Source organism: Nocardia sp. NPDC049707 (assembly GCF_040674855.1).
GTDB lineage: Bacteria > Actinomycetota > Actinomycetes > Mycobacteriales > Mycobacteriaceae > Nocardia.
Genome location: NZ_JBFANN010000001.1, coordinates 471,298 through 489,392 on the forward strand (window position 1 = coordinate 471,298; position 18,095 = coordinate 489,392).

Annotated in this window: 18 protein-coding genes; 13 read left to right on the forward strand and 5 right to left on the reverse strand. The window is 65.7% G+C overall.

All coding sequences use genetic code 11. The annotated features are described in order from the left end of the window. Positions 1-213 precede the first annotated feature (213 nt). The 9 genes from thrS to AB0J29_RS02385 all read left to right on the forward strand — a co-directional run bounded on the left by thrS (position 214) and on the right by AB0J29_RS02385 (position 9,047). Positions 214-2,265, forward strand: a complete 2,052-nt coding sequence (gene thrS / locus AB0J29_RS02345; RefSeq protein ID WP_364777791.1) for a threonine--tRNA ligase — start codon at positions 214-216, stop codon at positions 2,263-2,265. A 71-nt stretch (positions 2,266-2,336) separates the two neighbouring features. After that, on the forward strand, positions 2,337-2,927 hold the full coding sequence (locus tag AB0J29_RS02350; RefSeq protein ID WP_364777794.1) for an HIT domain-containing protein: 591 nt from the start codon (positions 2,337-2,339) through the stop codon (positions 2,925-2,927). 1 nt (position 2,928) lies between these two features. Further along, on the forward strand, positions 2,929-3,612 hold the full coding sequence (pgsA, locus tag AB0J29_RS02355; protein ID WP_364777797.1) for a phosphatidylinositol phosphate synthase: 684 nt from the start codon (positions 2,929-2,931) through the stop codon (positions 3,610-3,612). Then, positions 3,609-4,607, forward strand: a complete 999-nt coding sequence (locus AB0J29_RS02360; protein ID WP_364777800.1) for a phosphatidylinositol mannoside acyltransferase — start codon at positions 3,609-3,611, stop codon at positions 4,605-4,607. The genes pgsA and AB0J29_RS02360 overlap by 4 nt, the downstream gene beginning before the upstream one ends. Continuing rightward, positions 4,604-5,728: a glycosyltransferase family 4 protein gene (locus AB0J29_RS02365; protein ID WP_364777803.1), complete on the forward strand. Its 1,125-nt coding sequence runs from the start codon at positions 4,604-4,606 to the stop codon at positions 5,726-5,728. The genes AB0J29_RS02360 and AB0J29_RS02365 overlap by 4 nt, the downstream gene beginning before the upstream one ends. Positions 5,729-5,795: 67 nt before the next feature. Further along, the gene (locus tag AB0J29_RS02370) at positions 5,796-6,839 is read left to right on the forward strand and encodes an NUDIX domain-containing protein (protein ID WP_364777928.1); all 1,044 of its coding nucleotides are present in this window, start codon (positions 5,796-5,798) and stop codon (positions 6,837-6,839) included. Positions 6,840-7,057: 218 nt separating this feature from the next. After that, positions 7,058-7,186 carry a hypothetical protein gene (locus AB0J29_RS02375; RefSeq protein ID WP_364777806.1) on the forward strand — a complete coding sequence of 43 codons (129 nt, stop codon included), beginning with the start codon at positions 7,058-7,060 and terminating at the stop codon, positions 7,184-7,186. A 217-nt stretch (positions 7,187-7,403) separates the two neighbouring features. Beyond that, complete coding sequence (pdxS, locus tag AB0J29_RS02380) at positions 7,404-8,306, forward strand: pyridoxal 5'-phosphate synthase lyase subunit PdxS (protein WP_364500313.1); 903 nt, start codon at positions 7,404-7,406, stop codon at positions 8,304-8,306. Positions 8,307-8,552: 246 nt separating this feature from the next. Then, positions 8,553-9,047 carry a hypothetical protein gene (locus AB0J29_RS02385; RefSeq protein WP_364777809.1) on the forward strand — a complete coding sequence of 165 codons (495 nt, stop codon included), beginning with the start codon at positions 8,553-8,555 and terminating at the stop codon, positions 9,045-9,047. 305 nt (positions 9,048-9,352) lie between these two features. Here the strand turns inward: AB0J29_RS02385 and AB0J29_RS02390 are convergent, their stop codons facing one another. Then, positions 9,353-9,979 carry a hypothetical protein gene (locus tag AB0J29_RS02390; protein WP_364777812.1) on the reverse strand — a complete coding sequence of 209 codons (627 nt, stop codon included), beginning with the start codon at positions 9,977-9,979 and terminating at the stop codon, positions 9,353-9,355. 109 nt (positions 9,980-10,088) lie between these two features. Between AB0J29_RS02390 and AB0J29_RS02395 the strand changes: the two genes are divergently transcribed. Further along, positions 10,089-10,910, forward strand: a complete 822-nt coding sequence (locus AB0J29_RS02395) for an acyl-CoA thioesterase II (protein ID WP_364777815.1) — start codon at positions 10,089-10,091, stop codon at positions 10,908-10,910. 216 nt (positions 10,911-11,126) lie between these two features. On the opposite strand, the gene AB0J29_RS02400 is transcribed toward AB0J29_RS02395, so the two are convergent. Further along, on the reverse strand, positions 11,127-12,818 hold the full coding sequence (locus tag AB0J29_RS02400) for an APC family permease (RefSeq protein WP_364777931.1): 1,692 nt from the start codon (positions 12,816-12,818) through the stop codon (positions 11,127-11,129). Between the two features lie 221 nt (positions 12,819-13,039). On the opposite strand from AB0J29_RS02400, the gene pdxT reads away from it, so the two are divergent. Together pdxT and AB0J29_RS02410 are read left to right on the forward strand one after the other, a co-directional pair. Then, positions 13,040-13,687 (forward strand): pyridoxal 5'-phosphate synthase glutaminase subunit PdxT, encoded by a 648-nt coding sequence (pdxT, locus tag AB0J29_RS02405; RefSeq protein ID WP_364777818.1) that lies wholly within the window; start codon positions 13,040-13,042, stop codon positions 13,685-13,687. 116 nt (positions 13,688-13,803) lie between these two features. Next, positions 13,804-14,559: a YebC/PmpR family DNA-binding transcriptional regulator gene (locus AB0J29_RS02410; protein ID WP_364777821.1), complete on the forward strand. Its 756-nt coding sequence runs from the start codon at positions 13,804-13,806 to the stop codon at positions 14,557-14,559. Positions 14,560-14,736: 177 nt separating this feature from the next. Here AB0J29_RS02410 and AB0J29_RS02415 read toward each other — a convergent pair whose 3' ends face one another. Then, the gene (locus tag AB0J29_RS02415; protein ID WP_364500327.1) at positions 14,737-14,943 is read right to left on the reverse strand and encodes a DUF5988 family protein; all 207 of its coding nucleotides are present in this window, start codon (positions 14,941-14,943) and stop codon (positions 14,737-14,739) included. Between the two features lie 157 nt (positions 14,944-15,100). Here AB0J29_RS02415 and AB0J29_RS02420 point away from each other — a divergent pair, with 157 nt between their 5' ends. After that, positions 15,101-16,096 carry a helix-turn-helix domain-containing protein gene (locus tag AB0J29_RS02420; RefSeq protein WP_364777826.1) on the forward strand — a complete coding sequence of 332 codons (996 nt, stop codon included), beginning with the start codon at positions 15,101-15,103 and terminating at the stop codon, positions 16,094-16,096. A gap of 34 nt (positions 16,097-16,130) precedes the next feature. Here AB0J29_RS02420 and AB0J29_RS02425 read toward each other — a convergent pair whose 3' ends face one another. After that, on the reverse strand, positions 16,131-17,600 hold the full coding sequence (locus AB0J29_RS02425) for an alpha/beta hydrolase-fold protein (protein WP_364777829.1): 1,470 nt from the start codon (positions 17,598-17,600) through the stop codon (positions 16,131-16,133). 249 nt (positions 17,601-17,849) lie between these two features. Beyond that, positions 17,850-18,095, reverse strand: a 246-nt coding sequence (locus AB0J29_RS02430) for a transposase (protein ID WP_364777832.1), incomplete at its 5' end; no start/stop codon positions are given.

Genomic DNA, 18,095 nt, shown 5'->3' on the forward strand with positions numbered 1-18,095 from the left:
CCGAACCGATTGCTTGGGATGTCACGTTCGGGTCACGTCCGTAGGCGCCGGCCGACCCACGACGCGGCGATCCGAGTCCATCGACGCGGGGCCGCCAGGGTGCCGATAGCATGGTCGCGCCGGAGCAAATTCGCCTCCGACAATGACCTGTGGGCAGCCGCCCGCACCAGCGCGGGAACACGCCCGCCAGCGAACGCCAAGGAGTCTCTCGCCGTGACCACCTCAGCACCTATCAGCCCTGTCGCCCTCGTTCGGGTGCCGGCCGGGACGACGGCGGGTGCCGCGGTGCGCGAGGCGGGGCTGCCGACCAAGGGGCCGGACACCATCGTTGTCGTGCGCGATGCCGAGGGGCTCAAGGATCTGTCCTGGACCCCGGACACCGATGTCGAGGTCGAGCCGGTCGCCGCCAATACCGAGGACGGCCGCAGCGTGATCCGGCATTCGGCCGCGCATGTGCTGGCCCAGGCCGTGCAGCAGGAGTTCCCGGAGGCCAAGCTCGGCATCGGCCCGCCCATCAAGGACGGCTTCTACTACGACTTCCGGGTCGACCGGCCGTTCACCCCTGAGGATCTGGCCAAGCTGGAATCCCGGATGAAGAAGATCGTCAAAGGCGCGCAGCGGTTTTCGCGCCGGGTGGTCGAGGTCGAGGACGCCCGGGTCGAACTGGCCAAGGAGCCGTTCAAACTCGAGCTGATCAGCGATAAGTCCGGTATCGACGATCCGGAGGTCATGGAGGTCGGCGGTAAGGAGCTGACCATCTATGACAACCTGGACCCGCGCACCGGCGAAAAGGTCTGGGGCGATCTGTGCCGCGGCCCGCACATTCCGACCACCAAGTTCATCCCCGCCTTCAAGCTGACCCGCAGCTCCGCCGCCTACTGGCGCGGCGACCAGAACCGCGAGGATCTGCAGCGCATCTACGGCACCGCCTGGGAATCGCAGGAGGCCCTCGACGAGCATGTGCACCTGCTCGAAGAAGCCGAGCGCCGCGATCACCGCAAACTCGGTTTGGAACTGGATCTGTTCAGCTTCCCGGACGAACTCGGCTCCGGTCTGCCGGTGTTCCACCCCAAGGGCGGCATCATCCGCAAGGAGCTCGAGGAGTACTCGCGCCGCCGCCACGTCGCCGCGGGCTATGAGTTCGTCAATACGCCGCACATCACCAAGGGGCACCTGTTCGAGGTCTCCGGTCACCTGGACTGGTACCGGGACGGCATGTTCCCGGCCATGCACCTCGACGCCGAGTTGAACGAGGACGGCACCGTTCGCAAGCCCGGCCAGGACTACTACGTCAAGCCGATGAACTGCCCGATGCACAACCTGATCTTCCGCTCGCGCGGCCGGTCCTATCGGGAACTGCCGCTGCGGATGTTCGAATTCGGCTCGGTCTACCGCTACGAGAAGTCCGGTGTCGTGCACGGCCTGACCCGGGTGCGCGGTATGACCCAGGACGATGCGCACATCTACTGCACCAAGGAGCAGATGCACGCCGAGTTGACCAGCACGCTGCAATTCGTGCTCGGCCTGCTTGCCGATTACGGCCTCGACGACTTCTACCTCGAGCTGTCCACCAAGGATCCGAAGAAGTTCGTCGGCTCCGAGGAGACCTGGGATGAGGCCACCGAAACCCTCGCCAAGGTGGCCGAGGCCTCCGGACTGGAGCTGGTCCCGGATCCGGGCGGCGCCGCCTTCTACGGCCCGAAGATCTCCGTGCAGGCCAAGGATGCGCTGGGTCGCACCTGGCAGATGTCGACCATCCAACTCGACTTCAACCTGCCCGAGCGCTTCAATCTGGAATACACCGCCTCCGACGGCACCAAGCAGCGGCCGGTCATGATCCACCGCGCTCTGTTCGGATCCATCGAACGCTTCTTCGGCGTGCTCACCGAGCATTACGCGGGCGCCTTCCCGGCCTGGCTGTCGCCGGTCCAGGTCGTCGGCATCCCGGTCGCGGAAACCTTTGCGCCGCATCTGGATTCGGTCATCGAACAGCTGCAGGACGCGGGCATTCGCGCGCAGGTCGACCGCAGCGACGACCGGATGCAGAAGAAGATCTTCAACAACACCGCACAGAAGATCCCGTTCATGCTGCTGGCCGGCGAGCGCGATGTGAACGCGGGCGCGGTCAGCTTCCGCTTCCGCGACGGCACTCAGGTCAATGGTGTGCCGGTCGCCGCCGCGGTGGCCACGATCGTGGAATGGATCGCCAACCGGGAGAACGCCTCGCCGACCGCCGAGGGTTTTGTGGTGAAGGGCACGGTATGACCGGTCAGGGCCCGGAGGAGGAAGCTTGCGTAACCACGGAGGGGCCCCGCTCATACCAGAATGGACAGAGCATGAGTGAGTGGACCGCGCCCGGGTTCGCGGATGTGAACGCGGACTCGGACGAGCAGGGGAGCATTGTGGATACCGGGGCCGGTGAGCCGGATCGGTTGCAGCGGTTGTGGACTCCGTACCGGATGTCCTATATCGCCGAGGCCGCCAGTCCGAAAGATGCGACGGGCCATCCGTTCACCGATATCCCGAAGATGTCGGACGAGGACGGTCTGGTCATCGCGCGCGGTGAGCACGTCTACGCCGTGCTCAATCTCTATCCGTACAACCCCGGACACATGATGGTGGTGCCCTACCGCAAGGTGGCCAACCTCGAGGATCTCACGCTGGAGGAAAGCGCCGAGCTGATGGCTTTCACCCAGCAGGCGATCCGGGTGATGAAACGGGTCTCGCGGCCGCACGGATTCAATGTCGGTCTGAATCTCGGTGGAGTGGCCGGTGGTTCACTCGCCGACCACCTGCATCAGCACATCGTGCCGCGCTGGGGCGGGGATGCCAACTTCATCACCGTCGTCGGCGGTGTGAAGGTCATGCCGCAATTGTTGCGGGAAACTCGGGCGCTGCTTTCGGCGGCGTGGAAGGAAGTCGAGTAGGGTGCTCAGCTTCTTCGGCCGCGAGACGTTCTCCAAAGCGACTGCGCCGCTGGGCAGAGCGCTTGTCAGTACCGGACTCACCCCCGATGTGATGACGGTGATCGGCACCGTCGCCTCGATCGCGGCCGCGGTCACCCTGTTCCCGACCGGACATCTGTTCTGGGGAACCATGGTGATCTGGCTGTTCGTCATGTTCGACATGCTCGACGGCGCTATGGCACGGGCGCGCGGCGGCGGCACGAAATACGGTGCGGTACTGGATGCCACCTGTGACCGCCTCGCCGACGGCGCTATTTTCGCGGGGTTGGCCTGGTGGGCGGTGTATCACGAGAACAGTAAGCCGCTGTTCTCGGCGACGCTGGTGGTTCTGGTTACCTCCCAGGTGATTTCGTATGCGAAGGCGCGCGCCGAGGCGAGTGGCCTGTCCGCGGACGGTGGACTCATCGAGCGGCCGGATCGGCTGATCATCGTGTTGGTCGGTGCCGGACTCACCGGTATCGGCGGGTATTGGGGGATCGAATGGCTGACCTGGGCCGTGCACGTGGCGATGTGGATTCTGGCGGTGTTGAGCATTATCACGGTGTTCCAGCGGGTGTTGGCGGTCCGGAACTCGCCGGGGGCGCGGGATGTGATTCCGCCCGCGCCGCCGCAGAATCCGGCGGATGCGACGGAGTTGCCCTCGTGAGTTCCCAGTCCGAAAGCGTCGGTTCGCGGATCAAGTCCGGACTGACGGATTGGGCCTTTGCGGCGGGTTGGCGGTTGGTGCGCGCGCTGCCGGAGGCGACGGCGCGGCGGGCATTCGATTGGGGCGGCAATCGGATCGCGGACAAGGCGAATCGCGTCTTCCGGGCCGGTGGTGAACCGAATCAGTTGCGGCGCAATCTCGCTCGCGTACTCGGCGTGACTCCGACAGAGGTGCCCGACGAACTGATCCGCGCGAGCATGCGGTCCTATGCCCGTTATTGGCGCGAAGCGTTCCGACTACCGACGATGGATCACTCGGCACTGACCGGTTCACCCCTGGCCGGCGTGGAGCATCTGGATGCCGCACTGGCGCGGGGTCGTGGTGTGGTGCTCGCGCTGCCGCACTCCGGAAACTGGGATGCGGCCGGGGTCTGGCTGGTCAACCACAATGGCACCCTCACGACCGTCGCGGAACGGCTGAAGCCGGAGTCGCTGTTCGAGCGATTCGTCGCCTACCGTACGAGCCTGGGTTTCGAGGTATTCCCGCTGACCGGTGGTGAGCAGCCGCCGTTCACCGCGCTGGCCGCCCGCCTGCGTGCAAACAATGTCGTATGCCTGATGGGCGAGCGGGATCTGACCGGTAAGGGTGTCCCGGTGACCATGTACGGCGAGCGCACCTGGCTGCCCGCTGGCGCGGCGAAACTGGCCATCGAGACCGGCGCCGCGCTGATCCCGGTGCACATCTGGTTCACCGTCGATGCCGATGGTCGAGAAGGGTGGGGGATGAAGACCGAAGCGCCACTGGATGTTTCGGGCGGTGTCGCGGCAACCACCCAGGCGCTGGCCGACCGGTTCGCGGCCAATATCGCCGAGCATCCGGCCGATTGGCATATGTTGCAGCCACAATGGGAGCAGGACCTTTCGGCGCAGCGGCGCGCCAGGATCGCCGCCGCGCAGGCCGGGATGGAAAGCGCCAAAGGGGAGAAGACGCCATGAAAATCGGCATGGTCTGCCCCTATTCGTTCGATGTCCCCGGCGGTGTGCAGGCCCATGTCGTGGAATTGGCGCGGGTATTCATCGAACGCGGCCACAAGGTGAGCGTGCTCGCGCCCGCATCGGAGGACACTCCGCTGCCGGACTTCGTGGTGTCGGCCGGTCGCGCGGTGGCGATTCCGTACAACGGTTCGGTGGCCCGATTGTCCTTCGGCCCCATGGCCTACACCAGGATCCGGCGCTGGATCGACGGCAACGACTTCGATGTGCTGCACATCCACGAGCCGAACGCGCCGAGTCTGTCCATGCTCGCGCTCAAGATCGCCGAGGGGCCGATCGTGGCCACCTTTCACACCTCGACCACGAAATCGTTGGTGCTGAGCACCTTTCAGGGTGTGCTGCGGCCCTATCACGAGAAGATCAGTGGGCGAATCGCGGTCTCCGAGCTGGCGCGACGCTGGCAGGTGGAGGCGCTCGGCTCGGATGCGGTGGAGATCCCCAACGGTGTCGATGTGGCCGCCTTCGCGCGGGCCCCGATGCTGCCCGGCTATCCGCGTGCGGGTGGGACGGTGCTGTTCCTCGGTCGCTACGACGAACCGCGCAAGGGGATGGAGGTCCTGCTCGGCGCGCTGCCCGAATTGGTGCGCCGGCATCCGGATGTCGAGATCCTCATTGTCGGGCGGGGTGACGAGGATCGACTGCGCCGCGAGGCCGGGTCGCTCGCCCGGCATCTGCGCTTCCTCGGCCAGGTGTCGGACGCGGAGAAGGCCTCGGCGATGCGCAGCGCGGATGTATATGTCGCACCGAATCTCGGTGGTGAGAGTTTCGGCATCATTCTGATCGAGGCGATGGCGGCCGGGACCGCAGTGGTGGCAAGCGAATTGGACGCCTTCCGTCGGGTATTGCGCGATGGCACGGCGGGAATGCTCGTTCCGGTGGGGGATTCGGTTCGACTCGCCGCCGCGTTGGACACTCTGCTGACCGATGATGTTCGCCGCGAAGCCCAGATCCACACCGCCGATCAGGTGGTCGGCGAGTACGACTGGCCGGTGGTCGCCGAACAGATCCTGCGGGTCTACGAAACCGTCACGGTGGGGGAGACGCGCGTGCGGGCCGCCGGATGATCAAGGGCTGGGTGACGCGTGGAACGCGTCACGATATCGGCAATAGCATGGTGCAGGCTGCTGGATGATTACCTTCTCCGCCACAACGGTTCTCGTACTCGCGCTCATCGCGGCGGTGGTCGTCGCGATCGGTCTATGGGCGGCCTCGACGGCGAACCGGCTCGACCGGCTGCATGTGCGGTCAGATCAGTCCTGGCAGGCCCTGGACGGTGCCTTGGCGCGAAGGGCGGTGGTGGCCAGGTCGATCGCCGTGGCCATGGCGGGCCCCACCGCCGATTCCGCGCTGGTGGAGCAGGCCAAACGGCTGACCACACTCGCCGACCGTGCCGAGCGGGCGGGCCGAGCCGACCGTGAAACCATCGAAAATCAGCTCTCCGCAGCGCTTTCCACGATCGATATCGCCCAGTTGCGTCCACAGCAGGTCGCCGAACTCGCCGATGCCGAAGCCCGGGTGCTGATCGCGCGCCGCTTCCACAACGACGCGGTGCGCGATACCCTCGCCCTGCGCACCCGCCGCCCGGTCCGCATCCTGCACCTGGGTGGTACCGCACCGTTGCCGACGTATTTCGAAATCAGTGAACGCGCTACCCCCGCCGCCTCGACCGGTCTGGTCGTCGACACGGTCCGCACCTCGGCGCGCGTGGTGCTGCTCGACGAACAGGACCGCGTACTGCTCATGCGCGGCAACGATCCCAAGACTCCCGATGTCTCCTTCTGGTTCACCATCGGCGGCGGCGTGGAACCGGGGGAGACTCTGCGCAGTGCCGCGGTGCGGGAGCTGTGGGAGGAGACGGGATACACCGCGGATCCGGCCGACCTGCGCGGTCCGATCTGGCGGCGGGTCGCGGTATTCCCGTTCGACGGTGAACTCATCCGCGCCGAGGAACTGTTCTTCGCACTGCGCGTCCCGGCCTTCGACCCCGAGCCGGCCGATCTGACCGCGGTCGAGCGCCGCAGCATCACCGACAACAGGTGGTGCACCGGCTCGGATATCGTCGCGTTCGACCACACCGGCGAGACTGTCTACCCCTACCACCTGGACCAGTTGCTTCCGGAAGCCGCAGCGGCCGCGTCGGGCGATTCCGATCCTGAGGTGCGGTCCATTCGGTAGGCGGAATTGCCCGAACGCGCACTTCATTCTCGATTGCGCAGGCTTCCGCCGAATCGACGCTCAGGCCGAGCATCCCCCGATCAGCATGCGCGCCTGGATCTCTCGACTGTGATGTGTTTCACGATCGTGATAGCGTCGCGACTGGATTGCCGCCGCCTGGGTAGTGCTGGTGGGGGAGCGCTGCCGGGGAGTTCTGGTGGTACTTCCACTACAGAGTGATGGTCCGTTGGCGTGTGGAAGGTAAGAAGCAGTACATGTCCTACCTGTTGTTCGATTTCCTGTTGCCGTTATTGGGTCCCGACGCCGCGCAGTACTGGGCTCAGTTGCTGGTAGTCGGCCCGCTGTAGTTCCCGACCGGGTGTTCGTCGGGGCGGCGCCGGACTCGCGCTGGCCCGACGATCCGCCTCGTGACCGGTCCAGTGGTTGCGGACCGGACGCAGACCCGCTGGTCGGGGCAAGGCCAGTGCTGTCCAACTGGCTATCAAGTGGCTCGAGCGGCCCGCTTAGAATCGGTGACGTTAGTTTCAAGCGACCCGATTGGCGCACATGACTCAGGAGTTTGCCGTGACCACGCCCGAGACCACCAACACCATCGGCACCGCCCGCGTGAAGCGCGGGATGGCCGAGATGCTCAAGGGCGGGGTGATCATGGATGTCGTCACCCCCGAGCAGGCCAAGATCGCCGAGGACGCCGGTGCGGTCGCTGTGATGGCGCTGGAACGGGTGCCGGCCGATATCCGCGCACAGGGCGGCGTCTCCCGGATGAGCGACCCGGACATGATCGACGGCATCATTTCCGCCGTCTCGATCCCGGTCATGGCCAAGGCGCGCATCGGCCACTTTGTCGAGGCGCAGATCCTGCAGAGCCTCGGCGTCGACTACATCGACGAATCCGAGGTGCTGACCCCCGCCGACTACGCCAACCACATCGACAAGTGGAACTTCACCGTGCCGTTCGTCTGTGGCGCGACCAATCTCGGTGAGGCGCTGCGTCGGATCACCGAGGGGGCGGCCATGATCCGCTCCAAGGGTGAGGCGGGCACCGGTGACGTCTCCAATGCCACCACACACATGCGCAAGATCCGCGCCGAGATCCGCAAGCTGTCCGCACTGCCCGAGGACGAACTGTTCGTCGCGGCCAAGGAATTGCAGGCACCGTACGACCTGGTGCGTGAGGTCGCGCAGACCGGCAAGCTGCCCGTCGTGCTGTTCACCGCGGGCGGTATCGCCACCCCCGCCGATGCGGCGATGATGATGCAGCTCGGCGCCGAGGGTGTGTTCGTCGGCTCGGGCATCTTCAAGTCCGGCAATCCGGCCGAGCGCGCCGCCGCTATCGTCAAGGCGACCACCTTCCACGACGACCCGGATGTGCTCGCCAAGGTTTCGCGCGGTCTGGGCGAGGCCATGGTCGGCATCAATGTCGAGGAACTGCCGGTCGATCATCGGCTGGCCGAGCGCGGTTGGTGATTCTGCGTCAGCGCCGAACCGAAACGACGTCCGCGGCACCGGGATTGTGTGATCCACCGCCGCGGGCGTTGCTCGTCTTGGGCGATGGTGGGTAGGGCAGAAACTATCGCGGCCCTCACTGTTGTCTTATGCCCGCCACAGAGTCGGTGGCTAGCTTCGGAATTCAGTGCATGTCGGCGGCCGTGCGCGCGGTTGGTGCGGCACCGTCGGGGTTACGGACCTGTCCGAACAGCAAAGGATGATCAGTTGAAGCTTCGTAAGACCGGACGCATCGCGATCGCGGGTCTGGCCGCCTTGGCCGCGCTCAGCCTATCGGCGTGTGGCAGCGATGACTCGACAACCGCGTCCACGCCGACCAAGACCTCGACCAGCGTGACGAAGTCGAATGCGAACCTCCCGCCGACCCCGAGCGTTGCCGACCTCAACGCCCAGTTGCTCCGTGCGCTGGACCCGTCGGTGCCGAATTCGGAGAAGCTGGATCTGGTGCAGGGTACGCAGGCGGATCCGGAACTGCCGAACCGCCTGGCACAGGCCTACCAGCAGGCGGGCGCCAAGGCCGAGGTCACCGCGGTCAATGCCTTCGGTGACGCACTCAATGCCAAGGCGAACTTCACCATCAACGGCCAGGAGAACGTCGTCGATGTGCCGTTCGTCGCCGAGGACGGCAAGTGGAAGGTCGAAAAGAGCTGGGCCTGCACCATGTTGACCACCCTCGGTCAGCAGTCGACGGCCTGCGGCTAGTCCTGATCCGGCCACAGTCGGTTCGGCCGGGGGAGTTGGTGATTCGAGGCGGCGAGCACTGTGCTCGCCGCCTCATTGCGTTTACCATCGCGAATATCTGCACGCTGCTCAGGGGTTCGCATCCGTTGGGGGCTTCCGCAGCGGATTCCGAGAAGGGCTTCTGGTGGTCCAGAAAGAAACACATGTCGATACTGAGATATGCGCATTAAAAGATGCATGCCGGTCGAGGGTGTGGAGATGTCTGTCTCCCGAAAAGATTGCAGAGGAGGGGAGGAGTCGACGTTCTCGGATGAAGATGAAGATGTCTACCGACGAGCGGTGTCGTCTATTCGGAGTGCCGGACGATCGGGGTGGTCCCAGCGGATGAAAAAGGTTGGGGCGCTGGGGTTGTCGCGGTCGTGGTGGAGGAGGGCGGGGATGGTCCACCGGTCGTCGGGTGGGGTGCGGCGGTGCAGCGCGGGTTCGGACATGTCGAGGTGGACGGTCAGATCGAAGTCGAGACCTCGACCCAAAAGCATGGGACCCGCGACGAGCAGGACAGTGCCAGGGACGGCGGTACGGATGGGGGACCGTGCCGAGCGGTCGCGATCCTCGTCCCAGAGCGCGCAGAGCCAGCGGGCGTCGTCACGCAGCGCCCGGATGACTTCGCGGTCCAGTGCCGCATAGTCGAACCAGGCGGTGCGATAAGACATTTCGTCGGTGCGGCCGAATTCCATGCGGAGCGAGGCGGGGCGGATGTAGTCATGCAGCGAGACGACCTCGGCGGCGCGGCCGGTGTCGCGCAGTGCGGTGCTGATATGGTCCGCGATAGCCACGGGTTCGGCCGCGTCGGCTCCGTCGATGGCGATCAGCGCCCGCCCGTCGAGTTCGCGGATGTGATCGGTGATGAGTTCGACGAGCCCGTCCCGGGTGATCGGAGCGAAATGCGGCACCGATCCATTCCATCAAACGATGCTGTCGAACCCGTTCTGGGCGGTGGATGCCGCTATTGCCGAGAGGTCACCGACAGGCCGCGTTGGCGCTCGGGATAATCTCGCCGTCATGGCGACAATCGAAGAGGCGCTGGAGATCGAGCGGCTCGAGCGGGACATCTTCCGTGGCGCGTCCACCAAGACCCAGCTCGAGCGCACGTTCGGCGGACAGGTTGCCGGCCAGGCGCTGGTGTCGGCGGTGCGGACGGTGGAGCCGCGGTTCCAGGTGCATTCACTGCACGGGTACTTCCTGCGGCCCGGAAATCCGGCAGAGCGGACGGTGTACCTCGTCGAGCGGATCCGCGACGGTCGGTCCTTCTGTACTCGGCGGGTCACCGGCGTACAGGACGGCGCCGCGATCTTCACCATGTCGGCGTCGTTCCATGTCGGCGACTCGGGGCCGGAACATCAGGACGAAATGCCGTCGGTGCAGGATCCGGATGAGCTGCCCGATGCCAGTATCACCCTGAGCCCCGAGCGACTGTGGGCAATGCGTGAATGGGAGCACTGGGATATCCGCACCGTGCCGCAGGATGTAGTGACTCGCCGCGACGGCGTGGTCTCCCCGCAGCAGGTGTGGTTCCGCTACCGGCATCCGCTGCCCGACGCGCCGGTGGTGCACGTCTGCACCCTCGCCTACATGAGCGATATGACCCTGCTCGGTTCCTCGAAGGTGACCCACCCCGACGAGCCGACCCAGAATGCCTCACTCGATCACGCCATGTGGTTCCTGCGCCCGTTCCGTGCCGACGACTGGCTGCTCTACGACCAGTCCTCCCCGTCCGCGGGCTTCGGTCGCGCACTGACCGGCGGCAAGATCTTCAACCGCGCGGGTGAGTTGGTCGCGGCGGTTGTGCAGGAGGGCTTGATTCGCACGCCGCGCGGGGAGTAGCGGGCAACCGCATACTGTTCCCAGTGGTGGGAAACTTTGTGGGGCCGGTATTCGTTCGGGTGGCTCGTAGACTGCCGCGCAGTCGCCGACCAGGAACGACGGTTTCAAGGCGTCAAGAATGAGGAAGCCGCACATTCACAACCTGACCCGGGCTCGACCGCGGTGGCGTGAGTGTGGCCGACGCACACCACCGCGGCCGGTTGAGCCTCGTCGGGCTCAGACCACCTGCACGCGCAGGTGGCAGACCACCGTGTCGGTTATCCGACGGAGTTCGCGTTCGAGTTCATCGCTGCGGTGGCTGGGCAGCACTCGGTCCCAGCCGCTCGGCGGATCGATCTCAGCGATGACGACGACCTTGCGCCGTCCGGGGAAGTTCTCGCGGACATAGCGGGCGACGGGGCCGCCGACGGTGGCATCGCTGTCCTCCAGCAGGACCAGCCGGACCTCGGGATGCCAGGCCTCCCAGGCCTTGGTGAATGCCCGCACCGATTCGCCGGGTAGGCAAACATGCACGGCGACAATGTCTTTGCCGATGGACATAGCGGCCGAGAGCGCCTCGCGGCTGAGTTCGGAGACCTCGGAGATCGGCACCACGATCTCCGTGCCGGTGGCCCGTGGCTGGCCCGGGATCGCACCGTTGCCGCGCCAGCCGCCGATTCTGGTGTAGGCGCCACGAATTCGCTCCATGCCGAGCACCAGTGCGGGCAGCACCAGCACGATCAACCACGCGCCATCGGTGAATTTCATTGCGGTGGTGACGATCGCGGCGACGCAGGTGAGCAGCGCGCCGAAGCCGTTGAGTGCGATCCGCCAGTGCCAGCCCGCGGTCCTGGTCTGCCGCCAGTGCCGGACCATACCGGTCTGCGCGATGGTGAATCCGACGAAGACGCCGATCGCGAACAAGGGAACGAGCGCGTTCATATTGCCGCCCGCCGCGATCAACAGCACTCCGGCAGTCACGCCGAGGGTGAGCACGCCGTAGCGGTACACCTGACGTGGCGAGGTAACCGAGAATCGGTGCGGCAGGCAGTTGTCGTCGGCGAGGATTCGGGTGAGCGTCGGCAATCCGCCATAGGAAGTGTTGGCGGCCAGCGCCAGCAGCACGACCGTCGCGAATTGCACAATGTAGTAGCCGATTCCGTGCCCGAGCGCCGCCTCGGTGACCTGGGAGAGTACGGTCGTTCCCTCGATCGGGCGCAACGCGAATTTCTGGATGAGCACCGCGAGCCCGATCAACATGATGCCGAGCAGTGCACCGAGCGCGACCTCCGCACGCTGTGCGCGTTTCACCTTCGGCGCGGCGAAGCTCGGCACCGCATTGGCGATCGCCTCGACACCGGTCAGCGCCGCGCACCCGCTGGAGAATGCCTTGAGCAGCAACAACACTCCGATGGTGTGGATATCGCCGACTGCCGCGGTCCCGGTGGTGATCGCGGCCGGTTCGGAGCGCATCAGCCCGCCGATAATGACGGCGAAGATGCCGACGACGAAGACGATCGTCGGCAGCATGAAGGCGCGCGCGCTTTCTCGGATGCCGAGCAGATTGAGCGCGGTGACACCGGTCAGTATGGCGAGGCAGATCCACACCTTATACCCGTGCAGCGCCGGGAATGCCGAGGTCAGGGCGGCAACACCGGCCGCGATCGAGACCGCGACATTGAGGATGTAGTCGACGATCAACGAGGCAGCGGCGACCAGGCTGGCACGGTGGCCGAGATGCCGTTTCGCCACCGCGTACGCGCCACCGCCGTCGGGGAAGGCCGCGATCACCTGCCGGTAGGACGCGACCAGTACGGCGAGCAGGGCGGCGATCGCGAGGGTCACCGGCAGTGTCATGCCGAGTCCGACGCCGCCCGCGGTGGCCAGCACCAGCACGATGGCTTCCGGACCGTAGGAGACCGATGCCATGGCATCGAGGGATAGCCCCGCCAAGCCGGTCGAAACGGTCAACCCCTGGTGCGTGGTCGAGACAGCATTCGCTTCCGCACGTGGCGCGGGCGCCTTGTGTGGCAAAACGGTAATCACATGTGTGAGTGTCGACCGCTTTCGGACAGATGAACCCGGTCTTGACACAACGTTGACGACTACCGTGAGCAGGGCCACGACATCGCGCCTCGTAAGCTCATGGCGTGAATGCATCGGTCGCCGCGCCCGCAACGGGCGCGCAGCAGAGTCCCGACCAGCCCACCATCGGCGTGCTGGCGCTGCAGGGTGATGTGCGCGAACACGTCGCGGCACTCGCGGAATGCGGTGCGCAACCGGTGCTGGTGCGTCGCGCGTCCGAGCTCGCGGCGGTGGATGCGCTGGTGCTGCCGGGCGGTGAATCGACCACGATCAGCAAGCTGCTGGAGGTCTTCGAACTCCTCGAACCGGTGCGCGCGCGGCTGCGGGAAGGTATGCCCGCCTTCGGATCCTGCGCCGGGATGATCCTGCTCGCCGCCGAGGTACTCGACACCCGCCCCGATGCCCAACATCTGTCCGGTATCGATATGACGGTGCGGCGCAACGCTTTCGGCCGTCAGGTCGACTCGTTCGAGACCGATCTGGAGTTCGCCGGCCTGACCGATGGCCCGGTGCGCGCGGTATTCATCCGGGCGCCGTGGGTGGAGCGGGTCGGCGCGGGTGTCGAGGTGCTGGCAACGGTCCCGAGTGGACCGGCTGCCGGACGCATTGTCGCGGTGCGGCAGGGCCGGGTGGTCGCGACGTCATTCCATCCGGAGGTCACCGGCGATCTGCGGGTGCACCGGATGTTCGTCGATCTGGTTCGCGACGCCTAGTAGTCGCCCTGGGAAACTCGCCATAACCGGACGAGTAGGCTGGCAGAGCTGTCTACCCGGCCGGTGCGGGTATCGTGCGCACGATCAGAAGTGCTGTCGACTGGAGGAAGTAGGGAATGAGCGGCCACTCCAAATGGGCCACCACCAAGCACAAGAAGGCGGGGATCGACGCGAAGCGCGGCAAGCTCTTCGCCAAGTTGATCAAGAACATCGAGGTGGCGGCCCGCACTGGTGGCAGTGACCCGACGGGCAATCCGACGCTGTACGACGCCATCCAGAAGGCGAAGAAGTCGTCGGTTCCGAACGACAACATCGAGCGTGCCCGCAAGCGTGGCGGCGGTGAAGAGGCCGGCGGCGCCGACTGGCAGACCATCATGTACGAGGGCTACGGCCCCAATGGTGTCGCGGTGCTGATCGAATGCCTCACCGACAACCGTAACCGCGCCGCCGGTGAAGTACGCGTGGCGATGACCCGCAATGGCGGCAATATGGCCGACCCGGGCTCGGTTTCCTACCTGTTCCATCGCAAGGGCGTCGTGACCCTGGAGAAGAACGGGCTGTCCGAGGACGATGTGCTGCTGGCCGTGCTCGACGCGGGCGCGGAGGAGGTCAACGACCTCGGTGATTCCTTCGAGGTCATCAGCGAACCGTCTGATCTGATCCCGGTGCGCAAGGCGCTGCAGGACGCCGGAATCGATTACGACTCCGCCGAATCCGGATTCCAGCCGTCGGTATCGGTGGCCGTGGACGTCGACGGCGCGCGCAAGGTGGTCAAGTTGGTCGACGCGCTCGAGGACAGCGACGACGTACAGAACGTCTACACCAACGTCGACATCTCCGACGAGGTCGGTGCCCAGCTCGAACAGGACTGACGCGGGATATCGATCCATCGGACTGGATGACGTGCAGAACGTCACTGCGTCCAATGGTCGACATCTCCGACGAGGTTGGTGCCAAGGACTGACACGGCACATCATCGTTGTTCGCCTCGGGGCGGTTCGCGGACATGCGGACCGCCCCGAGTGCGTTTCGGGCTGGATGCGAGCTGGTTACTCCGCGATGCGTGTCCGATCGGACCACTCGTAGACCCGCAGCCGCCCCTCGGGCGTATCGGCCTCCCGGTTGGTGACCTTGAAGTGCTCATATCCGCCGCGGAATTCGACCTTGAGCTCGACGCCGGGCGGGGTGATCGGAACGATGCGTGCGGGCAAGTCTTTCGGCCCACCTTCTAGGACAGCCTTCGCAACATTGCTCATGCTTCGGATGGTAGGTCTCGAATGTGATGCACGCCATAAACACGGCCGAAAACTTGTGCTGCCCTACGCCGGGATTCCGGCGCGGCGGGCCAGGGCGATAGCCGAGATGTCCGACAGCGGAGATGGCACGATTGCCAATATTCAATATGATCGTGCCATGGTCGCTACCTCGGATGGACAGTCGGCGCGACATCGGGTGGTCGTGCTCGCATTGGACGGGGTGTATCCCTTCGAGCTCGGCATTCCGAGTCGGGTCTTCGGCACCGCCGCGGAGCTGTACGAGGTGAGCACCTGCTCGATCGATGGCGCACCGGTGCCGAGCCGGTCCGATTTCGCCATAGCCGTCCAGCACGACAGCCGTGCGTTGGCGACCGCCGATACCGTGGTCATTCCGGCCTGCGATATCGATATGACGCTCGGTGGCACGCTGCCGCCCCCGCTGGCCGCGGCATTCGCGCGCATCCGACCGGGCACCCGCATCGTGTCGATCTGTACCGGCGCATTCGTCACCGCCGCCGCCGGATTGCTCGATGGTCGTCCCGCCACGACGCACTGGAATGTGGCGGAGCTGTTCCGGCGCACCTTTCCGCGGGTGCGACTGAATACCGATGTCCTCTATGTCGACGACGATGATGTGCTCACCTCGGCGGGCGCTGCGGCAGGCATAGATCTGTGCCTGCACCTGGTGCGCCGCGACCACGGCAGCGCGGTCGCCAATACGGTGGCGCGCCGCTGCGTCGTACCGCCGTGGCGTGATGGCGGCCAGGCCCAATACATCGAACAGCCGGTGCCGCCCTCGACCTCGGCGGGCACCGCGGCCGCCAGGCACTGGGCTGTCGAGAATCTCCAATTGCCTTTGACCATGGATGATCTCGCCGCCCGAGCCCGAATGAGCAAGCGCACCTTCGCCCGTCGCTTCCGTGACGAGGTCGGCACGAGCCCGGGGCGCTGGCTCATCCAACAGCGCGTCTTGCGCGCCCGCCAACTCCTCGAATCGACCGATATGACCGTGGACCGCATCGCTGGCGAGGTCGGCTTCGCGACCGGCAGCTCACTACGCCAACACCTGCACGATTCCATCGGCGTTGCGCCGCTGGCCTATCGCCGAACCTTCCGTGTGGAGTCGGTCGTACCGGCCGAAGCGTCGGACTGAGCCGAAGCTCGATTCATCGACCCCGCAATCGGGTTCAGGTCGCGTCGGGCACCGGTAGACCGACACGGGCGACGATCCAGGGGAACGACGAGGTGAACGCGGCCGAGGCGAATTGCCAGGTGTGGCCGCCCTGGGTGGTGTGGATGGTGCAATCTATGCCGACCTCGTGGCCTGCGTCGCAGAGCTTTTCGGCGGCGCCGACCTCACCGGTGTCGAAAACTCCGTCGTAGCCGCCCATGCCGACGGTGTCGTCATCGGCGGCTACGGCCTGCTGATGTGCGCCATGGGATCCCGGACCGGATTTGGGTGGGGTGAGATCATCGAACAGACCCGCCATGCCGGTGTAAGGGCCGTGTTCGGCCATGACGGTGAGCGGATCGAAGGCGGCCCAGCGGTCGGCGTCGCCGCCGAAAAGCCTTCGGATCGTTTGTTCCTTATTGCCCGAGGCCGGGCCCAGATCGCCCGCGATATCGACGAAGGTGTGCACCAATTCGGGGTGCATCACCGCTAGATCGACCGCGCAGGTGCCGCCCATGGACCAGCCGACCACCGCCCAGTCCGCCGGATCGGCCGAGGCGCCGAACCGAGATCGGAGGTAGGCGGGCACATCTCGGGTCAGATGGTCGGCGGCGTCGCCGCGCGGACCGTTCACACACTCGGTGTCATTGTTGAAGCTGCCGCTGGAATCGACGAACACGAGGATCGGCGCGCGGCCGGCGTTGGCGGAGGTGAACTTGTCCACCTCGGGCATGATCTGGCCGCTGCGTATCCAGTCGGCGGGGGTATTGAATTCGCCGCCGATCATCATGACGACCGGCAGCGTCGGCGGCGTCGGACCGGCGAACCAGGCCGGCGGCAGGTACACGTATTCGGTTCGATGCGGAAAACCGCTGCCTGCGTCCGGAATTCGCACCGGCACGATCTTGCCCGCGCTGATATCGGTATTGCGCAGACCCGGCAGCGCATCGATATCGGTCTGATTCGGCAGTGGACCCGCGGTGAGCGCATTCCACGCGGACTGCACGGTGGGGTAGTAGCCGACCCACTGATTGAGCACTATGCCGGTGCCCAACAGTGCCAGCGGTATGGCAAGTACCGAGACACCGCGTCGCCACCACCTGGCACTGCGCCAGCCGAGCGCAGCGACCGCGATCGCCGCTACCGCGATGCCGACGCAGGCCCATAATTCGACCGGCGCTGGATCCGAGGCCAGTCCCTGATCGTTGACATATGCCCACGCGGCCACCGCACCCGCCGCGCCGAGCACCACGCTGACCGGCAGCAGCACCAGCCGCCAGCGTCGGGTCCGCCAGCCGATCGCCAGGATGAATGCCGCCACCGCGACCAATTCCACGGTGACCGGGAGCCAGCCGTGCAGCAGCGATACGCCGTGATGAAAGCCGTTCTGGTAGTTCGGATTCAGATTCGCCGAAGGCAGCTTCGGTGGTGGCGGCGGTGTCACGGGGGGCGCTGGCGCGGCGAGCGGGGCGCGGACTACGGGCACCTACGGCATTGTCGGTACCGTTCCTCGAGAAAGCCTGTGAATTCGCTCCAGTAAACCTGGGTGGGGCAAACCGGTGTGGCCGCGGGTGCTCGGCGGCGTCTTCCTGGCGATCGTGCGCACCGTCGGCGGCTGCGTCGCGGTCTGCGGATCCATCGCCTACGGATCGACAAGGAATCGAAATCTCGATCACCTACGCGGTCACCGGCTCCAGCGCCGCCGACATCTCTTAGTGAGCGTCTGAGAACTGGGTCAGGTGCGGGCGAGGCGGCGTGACATGACGGCGATCATGGCGATATAGACGATGGCTTCGTGGTGGTCGGGTCGGGTCTCGTAGTCGCGGACGCATCGGCGGTGTTTGCTGATCCAGGCGTAGGTCCGCTCGACCACCCAGCGGCGGGGCAGAACAGTGAATCCGGCAGCGTCGTCGCTGCGTTTGACGATCTGAACTGTCAGCGCCAGAACACTTTTCGCCCATTTCACGAACCGTCCGGAGTA

Coding starts and splice junctions, on each gene's coding strand:
- AB0J29_RS02350 (WP_364777794.1), top strand. CDS start 2,337: ATGAGTGAGTGGACCGCGCCCGGGTTCGCGGATGTGAACGCGGACTCG.
- AB0J29_RS02365 (WP_364777803.1), top strand. CDS start 4,604: ATGAAAATCGGCATGGTCTGCCCCTATTCGTTCGATGTCCCCGGCGGT.
- AB0J29_RS02375 (WP_364777806.1), top strand. CDS start 7,058: ATGGTCCGTTGGCGTGTGGAAGGTAAGAAGCAGTACATGTCCTACCTG.
- AB0J29_RS02395 (WP_364777815.1), top strand. CDS start 10,089: ATGGCGACAATCGAAGAGGCGCTGGAGATCGAGCGGCTCGAGCGGGAC.
- AB0J29_RS02400 (WP_364777931.1), bottom strand. CDS start 12,818: ATGGCATCGGTCTCCTACGGTCCGGAAGCCATCGTGCTGGTGCTGGCC.
- AB0J29_RS02410 (WP_364777821.1), top strand. CDS start 13,804: ATGAGCGGCCACTCCAAATGGGCCACCACCAAGCACAAGAAGGCGGGG.
- AB0J29_RS02415 (WP_364500327.1), bottom strand. CDS start 14,943: ATGAGCAATGTTGCGAAGGCTGTCCTAGAAGGTGGGCCGAAAGACTTG.
- AB0J29_RS02420 (WP_364777826.1), top strand. CDS start 15,101: ATGGTCGCTACCTCGGATGGACAGTCGGCGCGACATCGGGTGGTCGTG.